The organism is Corynebacterium sp. SCR221107 (genome assembly GCF_027886475.1).
Classification (GTDB): Bacteria; Actinomycetota; Actinomycetes; order Mycobacteriales; family Mycobacteriaceae; genus Corynebacterium.
This window is the reverse complement of record NZ_CP115670.1, coordinates 1589487-1603671: the sequence shown is the minus strand read 5'-3', so window position 1 is coordinate 1603671 and position 14185 is coordinate 1589487. Positions and strand designations below refer to the sequence as shown.

The 14185-nt window shown below is 61.4% G+C and carries 11 protein-coding genes; 10 read left to right on the top strand and 1 reads right to left on the bottom strand.

Features of this window, described 5'->3' with window-relative positions:
• Position 1: 1 nt before the first annotated feature.
• From PAB09_RS07000 to PAB09_RS06955, 10 genes are all read left to right on the top strand, one after another.
• Complete coding sequence (locus PAB09_RS07000; protein ID WP_271033003.1) at positions 2-838, top strand: tRNA (adenine-N1)-methyltransferase; 837 nt, start codon at positions 2-4, stop codon at positions 836-838.
• 463 nt (positions 839-1301) lie between these two features.
• Entirely contained in the window at positions 1302-2900 is a 1599-nt protein-coding gene (gene arc, locus PAB09_RS06995; protein WP_271033002.1) for a proteasome ATPase, read from the top strand.
• Between the two features lie 193 nt (positions 2901-3093).
• On the top strand, positions 3094-4623 hold the full coding sequence (gene dop, locus PAB09_RS06990) for a depupylase/deamidase Dop (protein ID WP_271033001.1): 1530 nt from the start codon (positions 3094-3096) through the stop codon (positions 4621-4623).
• A 181-nt stretch (positions 4624-4804) separates the two neighbouring features.
• Positions 4805-4993, top strand: coding sequence for a ubiquitin-like protein Pup (locus tag PAB09_RS06985; RefSeq protein WP_271033000.1), 189 nt, complete (start codon positions 4805-4807; stop codon positions 4991-4993).
• A 27-nt stretch (positions 4994-5020) separates the two neighbouring features.
• The gene (gene pafA, locus PAB09_RS06980; RefSeq protein WP_271035313.1) at positions 5021-6418 is read left to right on the top strand and encodes a Pup--protein ligase; all 1398 of its coding nucleotides are present in this window, start codon (positions 5021-5023) and stop codon (positions 6416-6418) included.
• A gap of 108 nt (positions 6419-6526) precedes the next feature.
• On the top strand, positions 6527-7540 hold the full coding sequence (locus PAB09_RS06975; RefSeq protein WP_271032999.1) for a helix-turn-helix transcriptional regulator: 1014 nt from the start codon (positions 6527-6529) through the stop codon (positions 7538-7540).
• Positions 7537-8550 (top strand): helix-turn-helix transcriptional regulator, encoded by a 1014-nt coding sequence (locus PAB09_RS06970; protein ID WP_271032998.1) that lies wholly within the window; start codon positions 7537-7539, stop codon positions 8548-8550. The genes PAB09_RS06975 and PAB09_RS06970 overlap by 4 nt, the downstream gene beginning before the upstream one ends.
• 155 nt (positions 8551-8705) lie before the next feature.
• Entirely contained in the window at positions 8706-8975 is a 270-nt protein-coding gene (tatA, locus tag PAB09_RS06965) for a Sec-independent protein translocase subunit TatA (protein ID WP_271032997.1), read from the top strand.
• A gap of 33 nt (positions 8976-9008) precedes the next feature.
• A complete protein-coding gene (gene tatC, locus PAB09_RS06960) occupies positions 9009-10058 on the top strand; it encodes a twin-arginine translocase subunit TatC (RefSeq protein WP_271032996.1) in 1050 nt (349 codons plus the stop codon).
• A gap of 166 nt (positions 10059-10224) precedes the next feature.
• Entirely contained in the window at positions 10225-12978 is a 2754-nt protein-coding gene (locus PAB09_RS06955) for a DEAD/DEAH box helicase (protein ID WP_271032995.1), read from the top strand.
• Positions 12979-13197: 219 nt separating this feature from the next.
• Here PAB09_RS06955 and PAB09_RS06950 read toward each other — a convergent pair whose 3' ends face one another.
• Positions 13198-14103: a hypothetical protein gene (locus PAB09_RS06950; RefSeq protein ID WP_271032994.1), complete on the bottom strand. Its 906-nt coding sequence runs from the start codon at positions 14101-14103 to the stop codon at positions 13198-13200.
• Between the last annotated feature and the right edge of the window lie 82 nt (positions 14104-14185).

Genomic DNA, 14185 nt, shown 5'->3' with positions numbered 1-14185 from the left:
TATGGCATATTCAGGTCCTTTCCAGCCCGGCGACCGCGTTCAGCTCACCGACCCCAAGCGCAGGCACGCCACCATCGTGCTCAAGCCCGGCGAGCTGTATCACACCCATAAGGGCATCATTAAGCATGACGACATCATCGGCGCCCACGAGGGCACCGTCGTGCGCTCGGAGCAAGGTTATGAGTACCTATGCTTCCGTCATCTGCTGGTCGATCACGTGCTGAGCATGCCGCGTGGTGCGGCCGTTATCTATCCAAAGGACTCCGCCCAGATACTTGTCGAAGGCGACATCTTCCCCGGCGCGCGCGTGCTGGAGGCCGGTGCCGGTTCGGGTGCGCTGTCGATGACGCTGCTGCGCGCGGTTGGTGAGAAGGGCACCGTGATCTCCTACGAGATTCGCGAGGACCACCTTGAGTTCGCCGAGAAGAATGTCGATGAGTTCTTCGGTGGCCGCCCCACCAACTGGGAACCGCACCTGGGGGACTTGCGGGAGGTCACCGTCGATGACATCGGAGGTCCGGTCGACCGCATCATCTTGGACATGCTGGAACCCTGGGAGTGCTTGGACACGGTTCGGAACCTGCTGATTCCCGGCGGTGTTTTCATGACGTATGTGGCAACGGTGCCTCAGCTGATGAAGGTGATGGAAGGCATTCGTGAGCAAAAGTGCTTCACCGAGCCGCGCGCGTGGGAGTCACTCGTGCGCGAGTGGCGCGTAGAAGGACTTGCTACCCGCCCGGAGCATCGCATGAATGCACACACCGCCTTCCTGGTCTGGGCCCGCCGGCTTTCCGATGGTGTGACCCCGCCGCGCCCGCAGCGTCGCGCCCGCAAGTAGAAGAAGGTTAGCCCCTTGACCACGGCGGTGGGCAAGTTGAGGGCGCGGGACCAAAGGCCACGATAAAGCGAGCACCGACCGGGATCAAAGCCAGTTTTTTCTTCCGTGCGTACCGTGGGTAATGGGACTTCGATTCCGTTCATCGCGGGGCTTGCCGACGTCCACCGCGCCCCTGTTCTCCAGGTTGCAGCAACGCGCGTCGTGGCCACGCACACTGCGTCGGCTCTCACCTATGTTTGAGCGATTTCGAAGGCGGCCTGTTGGCCTGGCCACAGGATGTCGAGATCCCCGCTCCTCACCTGCCATCATCATGCCGCGCGAGGGTGGTTTCCCACGTAAGCTCCATTTTTGAACATGGTTTAAGCCGGTTATTGGAAGGGCTTGGGCGCCTAGTCCTCGCGGTGTGCACCCACGCTAGGGCGCATGTGACGGTCACCGCGCCAGGGGCGCTAATGTGGACAGCATGGAAACCTCCCGTGATACCTTCGTTGATCCCGTAAATCAGGAAGCGGAGCTAGCTCGCCTCAAGCGCGTCGCCTCTGACCTGGCAACGCGGAACACTAAGCTCGCAGAGCTGCTTAAGGCTTCTCGGGACAAGCTTCAGGTTCTTTCCTTGCAGTTGGAAGAGATGGCGCAGCCTCCGTCGACCTACGGCACGTTCCTTGAGTTCTCCTCCGGCGGCAAGACGGCCGAGGTCTTTACCGCCGGACGAAAGATGCGTCTGATGATTTCCCCCTTGGTGGATCCGGCGCGTCTCGTACCTGGGGTGCAGGTTCGACTGGGGGAGGCAAGTCAGGTGGTTGAGGTCACCGATTTTGACTCCACGGGAAGTTTGGGCGTACTTACGGAAATGATCGGCACTGACCGTGCGCTCGTCACCGACCACAACGGTGAGGAACGCCTCGTGCGCCTGGCGCAGCCACTGCTCAAGGCGAAGTCCTTCGCCGGCGCGGGTATGGGAGCAACCCGCGGGAAGGCGCCGTCGCAACGCGCCCCACGGGCGGGCGATACCCTTCTTATTGATACCAAGGCCGGCTATGCCTTTGAGGTTATCCCCAAGACCGAGGTTGCCAAACTCGCTTTGGAGGAGATCCCCGATGTGACCTACTCCGATATCGGTGGCCTCGACGATCAGATCGAGCAGATCCAAGATGCAGTCGAGTTACCCTTCGCACACCCGGATCTCTACCGGGCGTACAACCTCAATCCGCCTAAGGGGGTGTTGCTCTACGGCCCGCCCGGGTGCGGAAAGACATTGATTGCCAAGGCGGTGGCTAATTCGCTGTCTACTCGCTTGGGGCATGGCGGCTCGAGTTATTTCATCAACGTCAAAGGGCCGGAGTTGCTCAATAAGTTTGTCGGTGAAACCGAGCGCCGCATTCGGCTGATTTTCGAGCGTGCGCGCGAGCTGGCGTCCGACGGCCGCCCAGTGATTATCTTCTTTGACGAGATGGAATCCATCTTCCGCACCCGCGGTTCTGGGGTAAGCTCCGACATGGAAACCACCGTGGTGCCGCAGCTTTTGACGGAGCTCGATGGCGTGGAGTCGATTTCCAATGTCATCGTCATTGGCGCGACCAACCGCGAGGAGCTCATCGATCCAGCGATTCTGCGCCCCGGGCGTTTGGATGTCAAGATCCGGGTGCAGCGCCCCAATGAAAAGGCCGCCCGCGACATTTTCGGGCTCTACCTCAACGATTCCGTGCCCTTGTTGGCGCCGGCGCAGGAGTTGATTTCGGCGGCCTGTGACGCCTTGTTTAGGGATAATCCCTACGTGGAGCTGCAGCTGGTCAACGGTTGCACCGAGGTCCTGCACTACCGTGATTTTGTCTCCGGTGCGATGATTGCCAACATCGTCGACCGGGCGAAAAAGAACGCGATCAAGCGCCACCTCAAAGGCGGCGAACAGGGGATTTCACGCCAGGACCTCATCGATGCCGTGGAGCTGGAAAACCGGGAGAACGAGGATCTGCCCAACACGGCAAACCCGGATGAGTGGAGCCGGATCGTCGGCCGCAGCGGGGTGCGGGTGTTAAGCGCGAGAGTGCTGGGGCACTCCTAGCAAAGACGAGCCCAGGCTCACACCTTGGAGAAAAGGCTCGGCAACGAGCTTTGATCTAATACAAGCGTGGGCAGGGCAAGTGAATACCGTTGGCAAAGTAATGAGCATGTTTGGAAGTGGAAAGGGCTTGGCTGTCGGGCGCTTGTAGAAAGGCCCCGGCAAGGTCAGGTGCAAAAATGAAGGGGAATTTCTCGTGAGCAGGTTTGTAGGAACCGAGACCGAATACGGCATCGCCACGCCAAGCAATCCGGTGTTGTCGCCGATTATCACCTCCACCCACGTGGTGGTGGCCTTCGGCGCGGCTGAACAGTGCGCCACGGGCGCGCGCTGGGACTTCGCCTCGGAGCACCCCTTGCGCGATACCCGCGGCTTTGATCTGCGCCGTTACCACACCGTCCCGGTGGTGGACCCCAATGCAATCGGCGTGGCCAACGTGGTTTTGACCAACGGTGGTCGCTACTACGTCGACCATGCGCACCCGGAGTATTCCGCACCCGAGACCACCAACGCCTTCGACGCGATGGTCTATGATCTCGCCGGCGACGTTGTGCTCAACAAGGCCCGCTCCGACGTGGAGGCGCTTTCTGCCCGGAATCACTCGGTGCTCGAGCACCACGATCCGTGCCCGCCGTTGAAGCTGTACAAGAACAACGTCGACGGCAAGGGTGCAAGCTACGGCAGCCACGAGAACTATTTCTATTCCCGTTCGGTCGACTTCGACACGATGGCGCAGGCGCTGATTCCCTTCTTCGTCACCCGTCAGGTGATCATCGGCGCGGGCCGGGTGGGCCGCGGCCAGCACGGCGAGCACCCGGGCTTCCAGATCAGCCAGCGCGCCGACTACATCGAGCAGGAGATCTCGCTGGAGACCACGCTCAACCGCGGCATCATTAACACCCGCGATGAGCCACACGCCGATGCCGAATCCTACGGGCGCCTGCACGTGATCATCGGCGATGCCAACATGTCGCACACTGCGATCCTGCTCAAGCTGGGCATGACCTCGTTGGTACTCGATGCCATAGAGGAAGGTGTGGACTTCACCGACCTTCAGCTCGCCCACGCCGTCGACGAGGTGCGCTTGGTGAGCTACGACCTTGATCTGGTCCACAAGCTGCAGCTCAAGGACGGCCGCAAGCTTCGCGCCAGCGAGATCTTGCGTCTCTACCGCGAGCGGGTCACCCCGCGCACAAGGGTCGATGAGGAGGTCCACCGGCTGTGGGGTGAGGTGCTTGACTTGCTCGAACAGGGACCGGCTGCCTGCGCCCATCTGCTCGACTGGTGTGCAAAGTACGCACTTATTAGGTCGTTTATGGCCAAGGGGTTGGGTATCGACGACGCGAAGATCAAGCTGGTGGATCTTCAATACGCCGACATCGATCCGGCAAAGAGCCTCTACCACGCGCTCGTGCGCAAGGGGAGGATGAGGACGCTGATTGGCCAGGAGGAGATCGAGCACGCCGCGTGGCACCCGCCGGCCGATACCCGCGCCTTTTTCCGCGGTCAGGTGGCCAGCCGTTTCGGCAACGATGTCGCTGCAGCCAGCTGGGAGTCGCTCGTGCTTTACGACGGCCAAAGGCGCCTGCGCCGCATCTCGCTGACCGATCTCGGGGCGTTGACCAAGGACCAGACTCAGCACCTGCTGGCAGAAGCGGACAGCGTCGACATGTTGTTGGACGCAGGTGCTTCGTTGCTGGCGCCCACCGAGGTCGGACTGCCGTAGGCTAAACAAGGCACGAACACGGTCCCCTCGCCGTGCAGTTGGTAGCCATCGTGCATCTCCCGCGTGGGCGAAGGCCAGCAACCGGAAGGCGTCGGCAAGCAAAAAACTGCAAACACGTGCACGCGGACAGACAGGCGAGGGCACGAGGCTTTTTCAATCTTTAATAGTTAAGGAGACGACAATGAGCGGAACTTCCCAGGTCAACGCCGGTGGCGGCAAGGACCACGACGAAATCATCGAACAGGGCGCCGCGGGACAGGCACAGATCAACACAGACGGCGTCGACGACCTGCTCGACGAGATCGACGGCCTGTTGGAGACCAACGCGGAGGAATTCGTGCGCTCCTACGTGCAGAAGGGTGGCCAGTAAAAGGTGGCCATCTTCACCCGTCGCATCATGGGGATCGAGACCGAGTACGGGATCACCTGCATGGATCGCTCCAACCGGAAACTCGGTGCCGACGAGATCGCCCGCTACATGTTCCGGCCGGTCATCGACACGTGGGGGAGTTCGAACATCTTCCACCCCAACGCCTCGCGCCTGTATCTGGATGTGGGCAGCCACCCGGAGGTAGCCACCGCCGAGTGCGATAGTCTCACGCAGCTGGTGGCCTATGACCGTGCGGGCGACGAAATCGTCGACGAGCTCGCGCGCACGGCGGAAGAAAGCCTCGCTAAAGAAGGCATCGACGGGCAGGTCTACCTTTTCAAAAACAACCTGGACTCCATCGGCAACAGCTACGGCTGCCACGAAAACTACCTGGTCGGACGCGAGGTCGTGCTCAAGAAGCTAGGCAAGCAGCTGCTGCCGTTTTTGATCACCCGCCAGCTCATCGCCGGCGCCGGGTGCATCAAGGACGGCAACTACCACCTCTCGCAGCGTGCCGACCACGTTTGGGAGGGCGTCTCCAGCGCCACAACGCGCTCGCGCCCGATCATCAATACCCGCGACGAACCGCACGCCGATTCGCACCTATATCGCAGGTTGCACGTCATCGTCGGCGACTCCAACCCTTCGCAGACCACCACCGCGCTCAAGGTCGGCTCCACGCTGCTGGTGCTAGAGATGATCGAGGCAGGAGTTGAGCTGCCGAATATCCAGCTCGCCAACGAGGTCGCCGCCATCCGCGAGATCTCCGGCGACCTATCTGGGCAGGTGCTGGTGCCGCTGGCCGAGCACGACCCCATGCCCGCGATCGCCATCCAGCGCGCGTATCTCGAGGCGGCGAAAACATGGCTGCACAAGCGCCCGGAGTCGGACCCGCACCTAGGCACGGGTACCACCAACGAGGAGATGGGCATCGTCGTGCAGCTGTGGGACAAGGTGGTCCAAGCGGTGGAAAACCAGGACTTCGCCTCCATCGCCGGCGACATCGACTGGGCCATCAAACTCAACCTTCTGCGCAGGTATCAGTCTCGCCTCGGGCTGGAATCCGATGACTTCAACCACCCGAAGCTTGCGCAGGTGGACCTGGCCTATCATGACATCCGTGCAGGCCGAGGCCTGTTCCGCGTGCTTGAGGCTAGGGGCTTGGTCAGCACCTGGGTAACCTACGATCAGGTAGAGGAAGCCAAGACACAGGCGCCGTCGACAACCCGGGCTGCACTGCGCGGAGCATTCCTGCGTGAGGCCAATAAGCTCAACGCCGCGATCGCGGTGGACTGGTTACGGTTGAAGGTGACCCGCCCGGAACCGCAGATTGTGGAGCTAGGCGACCCCTTTGCCTCCCACGACCGGCGGGTCGATGATTTGGTGGCCTATATGCGTGCCCACGCCGCCGGTACCGCGCTGTAGGCACGGAGGCGGCCTGGTAGGCGTCGGCACGCCTGCGGTGCACAAGAACGGCTAGATCGAAGGCACACCGGCAAGCCGCGGGCTTGCGCGGGGAAAGGAATGTTCAAGGTGGCAGGCAACAAAGGCGGCACCAGAGGCAATGCCCAGCTGGAGCGGCGCATCAACCTCACCTTTGCTTTCTTGCAGGCGGCAAAGTCTGGTAGCAGCGCGCTCACCGTCGCATGGATTGCCAGGAATATCCCGGGCTATAAGGACCTCGATCCTTCCTCGCCCGAGGAGCTGCGCGCGCTGGAAAAGCGCTTCGAACGCGACCGGGCCGCATTGATCCGCGCCGGGGTACCCATCGAATCAGTCGCGGTCGGCGGATCCGTGGGCTACCGGCTACCGATCGATCAATACGAGCTGCCCGAGGTGGAGTTCACCCCGGAGGAAGCCTCGGTGCTGGCGCTGGCCGGAAACATGGGTTTGGGCAGCGAGCTGGCCAGTTTCACCCGTTCCGGTTGGACGAAGATCGCCGCAACCGGCGTCGAGCGCGAACTTCGTGGCGGCCCGCAGCTGATTGCGGTCAATGACTGGGACACCCTGAGCGTGGATTTAATAGATACTGTGGTCAAGGCCTGCCTCGAGCACAGGCGCATCGGTTTTAGCTACACCAAGTCCTCTTCCTTCGAGCCGATCACCCGGTGGATGGATCCCTGGAAACTGGTGGGGCTGCGCGATGCCGTCTACCTCGTCGGCTATGACGTCGACAGAGAAGCCCCTAGGGTCTTTCGCTCCCGGCGCATCGCGGACGTGGAGATCCTCGACATGTCGGATCCGGAGGTGGCAGGCTATGGACCCTTCCACTATCCGGCACCGGACACCGATTTTCAAAAGATGGTGGAAACGCAGCTGCGGATAGGGCACAACGTCGTCGACGTCACCTTAACGGTCGACGATGGTTTCGCGCCTGAGATCACCAATAGGTCCGTCCCGCTTGGTGGCGGCCGCTACCGGCTCGAGGCCATCGAGAAGGACTGGATTGTTCGCCACACCCTGGCACACGCCCCACATGTGCGCGTTGAATCTCCGAAAGAGGTCATCGAGGAGATCACCGCACGGCTTCGAAAGGTTGCAGAATGAGCCGTCATTCTTCTTCGCCGCGTAAGGCAACAAAGTCCAGCACAGCCAATGAGAACATTGGCGACCTCGTGCGACTGCTCAACCTTTTGCCCTATTTTCAATCCCATCCGGGGCGCTCCATCATGGCGGCGGCGGCTGATCTGGGTCTTCCCATCGGCCAATTAAAGCAGGATCTTTTCCGCCTGTTGTGCTGTGGGCCAGGAATGTATCCGGATGAACTCGTGGATCTTGATGTGGACAACCGCGCCGTGCAGATCCTCGATTCTCAGGGGATGGACAAGCCTTTGCGTTTGACTTTGACCGAGGCGACGGCGTTGGTCATGGCCTTGGAGTACCTCGAGTCCGTGCCGGGGCTCGTCGATCGCGAGGCCGTTGTCAGCGCCGCGACGAAGTTGCGCGCGGTTATGGGCGACAACCTCGGGGCCGTGTTTGACACCGACTCCACCGGGCGGGATACGGTACCCGAGCCGAACGCGGAGGCGCTGGCCAAGGCCATGCGCGAAGGGCAGCAGATTCAGTTTCGCTATGCCAGCCAATCGTCCGGGGAGGTGGCGGTGCGCACGGTGAGCGTGCAGCGGCTGTTTACCCACAACACGCACGGCTACATGCATGCCCTCGATCACGACCGTGGGGAGATCCGGGTCTTTCGCCTTGACCGCATGCAGGATGTCACCCAATTGGAGGTCCCGGCGACCCGCGTTGAGCTGGAGCCCCTCGACGTCAACGATCCGTTTAATCTGCGGGAGGCAGCCACCCGCGCGGTGCTGCTTTTTGAGGAAGACTCCGCCTGGCTGGCCGATACTTTTCCCACCGCCGACGGATTTTGGAACGATGAGGACTTCTATGAGGTGGAGGTGCCCTTGATCTCGCGGGAGTGGCTAATCCGCTTTGCACTCGAAAACGCCGACCGAGTACGGGTGGTCTCGCCTGCGGACATTCCAGCCGAGATCCGCCGACGCGCTGAGATCGCAATTCAGGCGTATGATGGCCGAGAAGCAGAGAGCTTATAAGTGGGCGCCACTAAACGCGTGCTGTCTCGTGCCCAAGGCGCTTCACCCATGTACATAATGAGGGTCGCGCTTATGTTTCGCGGACCCAAGCCGATAAGATCGGCAGTGCTAGCCAAATCGTGGTTTAGTGCTGCTTCTTCCTGAAAGGATCTACTATGTCACTTCCCGGCGGTTGGGAACTTGTCCTCATCATTGCAGTTATCGTGCTCCTGTTCGGTGCCAAGAAGCTGCCTGATGCCGCACGTTCGCTGGGTCGCTCCATGCGCATTTTCAAGTCCGAAATCAAGGAGATGAATAACGACGATCAGCCGCAGGCTCAGGCCCAGCCACAGCAGCAGATCACCAACGGTGGCGTCCAGGCTCCGAACCCGGCTGCAGCCCCCATCCAAAATCTGCAGGAGCAGCCTAACAACGGCCAGCAGTAATGAAGCGGGTGTGGGAAGGGGACTTGGTCGCTGATGAGCAGTCAAACACATACCCGTGCCACTAGGCGCAAAAAGCGCCCGGATGACGGGACGATGGCGCTGGTCGAGCACCTCAAGGAGCTGCGGCGCCGCGTCATCGTCTGCGTGGTGGCATTATCGGTCGGTGCAGTCATCGGATATATCTGGTACCAGAACTCCTTCTTCGGCATCCCCAGTCTGGGCAATATCCTGCGCGAGCCTTATTGCAAGCTCCCGGAGGAGTCCCGGGCTATTTACGGAAGCGACGGGGAGTGCCGTCTGCTGGCGACCTCGCCGTTCGAAATGTTCTTGCTGCGCCTGAAGGTGGGTGCTTTGGCTGGTTCCGTTCTGGCCTCGCCGATCTGGTTACAGCAAATCTGGGGATTCATCACCCCTGGCCTGCTCAAAAAAGAGCGCCGCTGGACCTTGGGCTTTGTCTCTACAGCAGTCGCCCTGTTTGTTGCGGGCGCCGTGCTGGCCTACTTCGTCTTGGCCTACGGGTTGAGTTTCCTGCTCACGATTGGTGATCAGTCCCAGGTCGCAGCACTGACGGGTGAGCGCTACTTCAGCTTCATCCTCACCCTTATCTTCGTCTTCGGCGTCAGCTTCGAGGTTCCCTTGTTCCTCGTCGCGTTGAACCTCGTAGGGGTCTTACCCTATGAGGCCATCAAGGGCCGCCGCGATATCATCTGGGTCTTCCTCGCCGTCTTCGCCGCGGTGATGACCCCTGGCCAAGATCCATTCTCCATGACCGCCCTGGGTGTGGCACTGGCGCTGTTGGTCGAGATCGCCCTGCAGGTCATGCGCCTGCATGACAAGCGAGTCGAAAACGCCCGTCCCGATTGGCTCGACGTTGATGATGAATCCTCCTCGGCCCTCGACACCGCCCCCGGTGGGGTCGACGCCCCGCAACCAGTTGGACCCGCGGGCAGCATCGATGGCCCGAATTCCAGCTCTGGGCCCAGTGCGATCTCGGGGCCGAGCTCCATCTCACCACCTTCGCGCATTTATCCAACGCAGCCTGCCAACGATCCGGGCTTTGATCCTTTCGATGACGTGATCTAGTACCGCAGGCATAACTCACAATGGCGTGCCTGAACGCAAGCGCCACCTTGTCACCGGGCGGGTACCACCGAGGTACCTGCCCGGTTTTGTTGTGAAAACGGCTCGTGGAATCCCCAGTTGTGGCCCCAAGGTGTTAACTGGCGCTTGTTTTACTAGCCTTGAATCCATGACTGACTCTTATGCCACGCACCTTGACTATTTCATCGCCCAGCAAAAATTTGGGCTCGATGATTTCCAGATCCAAGGGTGCCAGGCGGTAGAGCGGGGCCATGGAGTATTAGTGTGCGCGCCCACCGGAGCGGGAAAGACCATCGTCGGCGAGTTCGCCGTCTCGCTGGCGTTGTCACGCGGCACGAAGTGCTTCTACACCACACCCATCAAGGCCTTGAGCAATCAGAAGTACCACGACCTGTGCCACCAGCACGGTGAGGACAACGTCGGACTGCTCACCGGCGATGTCTCCATCAATCATGACGCCGACGTGGTGGTCATGACCACCGAGGTGCTGCGCAACATGATCTACGCCGAGTCGGGCGCGCTCGACCGACTCTCTCACGTGGTGATGGACGAGGTTCACTTTCTTGCCGACAAGTCCCGCGGCGCCGTGTGGGAGGAGGCTATTTTGGGCCTCGACGATTCGGTCAGCGTGATTGGCTTGTCGGCCACCGTCAGCAATGCCGAGGAGTTCGGCCAGTGGCTGCAGTCGGTGCGCGGCGACACCGAGGTGATCGTTACCGATCATCGCCCGGTCCCGCTGGACCAGTGGATGCTCGTCGGCAAGCAACTACACCCCTTGTTCGAACCGGGTGATATCACTGTCAACCGCACGCTCGAGGCACACATCGAGCGCCTCGAGCAGGGCCGCTACGGGGGCTCGGATTGGTCCATGCATAAAGCCAAGCCCTTCCGGCGCGAAGCGGGCAGGCTCCCGGCGCGCGCCACCCATCATGACAAGCGTCAGATTCTTGGCCGCCCAGAGGTCATCTCCTTGCTCAAGGAGCACGAGATGCTGCCCGCGATCACGTTTATCTTCTCCCGATCCGGCTGCGACGGGGCGATGTATCAATGTATGCGCTCGCGGCTGGTGCTCACCTCCCAGGCCGAGGCCGAGGAGATTGGCCGCATCGTTGACCGGGGCGTCGAGGGCATTCCGCCGGAGGACCTTAAGGTGCTGGACTTCGCCCGGTGGAAGGCGGGCCTGCAGCGCGGGTTTGCCGCCCACCACGCGGGCATGTTACCTGCGTTCCGCCACATCGTGGAGGAGCTTTTCACCAAAGGGCTGGTCCGTGCCGTCTTCGCCACCGAGACCCTGGCCCTGGGCATCAACATGCCCGCGCGCACGGTAGTGCTGGAGAAACTGGTTAAGTACAACGGGGAGGCTCACGTGGATCTCACCCCAGGCCAGTACACCCAGCTGACCGGCCGTGCGGGACGGCGCGGCATTGACACGATGGGCAACGCCGTGGTGCTCTGGCAGCCGGCGGTGGACCCCTCGGCGGTGGCAGGCCTTGCCTCCACGCGCACCTATCCGCTGGTCTCGACCTTCGCGCCGGGCTACAACATGGCCGTCAACCTCGTGGGCACCATCGGCTTCGAACCGGCGCACAGGTTGCTGGATCAGTCTTTTGCCCAGTACCAGGCGGATGCCTCCATCGTCGGCGAGGTGCGCGCGGTGGCCAAAGCGGAAAAAGACGCCGAGGTCATCCGGGGACAATTGCAGAGATTGCTTGAGGCCTCGAATCCCGCGAGCGAGGATCCCTTGGCCGATATCGAGTCCTACGTGGCCTTGCGCCGGGAACTGAGCGATGAGGAGCGTCGTTCGAAACGGTTGTCCATCGAGCAGCGGGAAAAGGAAGTGGTCTCCGTCCTCGCCCGGCTGCGCCTGGGCGATGTCGTGGCCTTGCCCGGGAAGAAGCGGCCTATCCTCGCGGTGGTGATCCAGCAGGCGGGTAACAATCACGATCCGCGCCCGTGGTTTACGTTTGAGACCGGTTGGTCTGGCAGATTGGGTGCCGATCAGGTGGGCATGCCCCCGCAGCAGGTGGGTACGATGCGTATTCCTCGTGCCGCGATCGCCCACCCCCGCAAGAATTCCGGGCTGGTGGTGCAGCAGTTTGATCGCGCTGACTATCCGCGCCCGAAGAAAATGCGCCACCAGCCGCGCCACCGCACCAACGCCACGATTGCGCAGCTGCGTTCTGATATTCGCACCCATCCGGTGCATTCGTGGGCTGACCGGGAGGATCTGGTCCGCGTGGGAGAGCAACTTCTGCGCGCCCAACGCAAGGTTGATGGGCTCAAAGCTACCATCAGCGCCGCTACCGACACGTTGGGCAAGACCTTTGACCGCATCTTGCGGTTGCTCGGCGAATACGACTATGTGGAGTATGAAGGTGAGATCCCACAGGTCACCGACGAAGGACAGCGCCTTGCCAAAATTCACTCCGAGTGCGACCTACTCGTTGCCCAGTGTCTCAAGCGCGGTATCTGGGACAACCTCGATCCGGCCGAGCTCGCCGGGGTGGTGAGTATGTGCACCTTCGAGAACCGACGTGAGACCAAGGGCAGCCCGGAAGGCGCTACCGACGCGATGGTCGATGCGATGAACGCCACTGTGCGTTTGTGGGAGGAGTTGAGCTTTGACGAGCGTCGCTACCGGCTGCCGGTGACCAAGTACCCGGAGGCGGGTTTCGCGTTGTCCATTCACCAATGGGCAGCCGGCGCCCCGCTTGGCTATTGCCTGGCAGCTGCCGCGGAGTCTGGCGCGGAGCTGACACCGGGCGACTTTGTGCGCCAGGCACGCCAGGTGATCGATCTTTTGGAACAGGTGCGTTCGACCGCCTATCAAGATGACACCCGCGATCGCGCCCGCCAAGCCATCGAGGCGATTCGCCGGGGAGTGGTTGCCATCGGCTCCTAGGCGATTGCTCACCGAAGCATCGCCGACCGAGGAATGTCGCCCGCGACAGGTGTTGTTTCTAGCTTTCTTGTGTGTTTATCGCTTTCGTCGTCTTCGATGTGCCCACGCTTCCTGCCCGTTTCCCGGCGCGGTGCTGGTGCTTGCCGACGTCTCTAGTGCGGCCACGCTCGCCGCCTGGGCGGTATTATTCACAGACATCCATCGATGCCGCCGCGAAATCTATCCGTCCAAGGACTCAAGCCTGCCAAGTACCTGCGCAATCGCTTCGCGGTGCGGGTAGATGCGGGCGATGACCGCGATCCCAACGTCGATTCCCCAGGGGTCATGAATCATCGACTGCACACCATAGGCGATCAGCCGTGGGGAAGTGTTCTCCCCTGCTGGCGGGGAAAGCCGAAGGATCGGACCCCCGGAATCACCGCGCACCACCTTAGGGTTCACATGCGTGAAGTAGGCATGCCGCACCCTCGTTGATAATCCCCGCGAGCCCGCCCATGGGAGGGGAAACAGGAGCCGACCGCGCCTGTGAACCAGTCGCTTCGCACCGAAACCATATTGGGCAAACCGCCTCCCAGGCAGGAGGCGAGCCCTGCCGTCACAGTCGAGCACCGGCACCTTCTCGGGTTGAATAAATACCGGCCGATCCAACTTCAGGATGGCGATGTCGGTGGCAGGAACCCGCGCGTAGCAGGTCGAATAGTAATACTTACCCCCGATGCGCACAGAAATGCGTTCCGCATGGTGTTCCGTATCCTCGTGAGGAATCGGTTCCGGCCGCAGTGCCAGTGCAGCGCGGCTGGAATCCATATCCATTCTGTCGTCAGCGTTGTGGTGCGTGAAAAGCTCGCGCCACCAGCGCGTCATACCCGAACGGATCCGGCGCATGCCCACCCGAAACTGATCGTTGGGCGGCGGGCCAAAAAAGTGCGCCACCGTCATCACATAGCGGATCGGCATCTCCATCAAGTGACCACCCGCCGTATCGCACCCTGTGTTATCGCATTCGGGCAGAGCGAAGAGGAACCCGGAGCAGGTCATCCCACGCGGTGAACGAAGCGACGCCATGAAGGCGCCGGCCTCATCGTGGGGCCATGCGCCGTGTGAGGCGGTGTCGGTATATCCCATGCAATCTCGTTTCCCCGTGGTGTCACCCCGCCAAGCGAGGAGCAAAATAGGCGGCGGACATAGTGAGGTGTCAGCTTGTCGT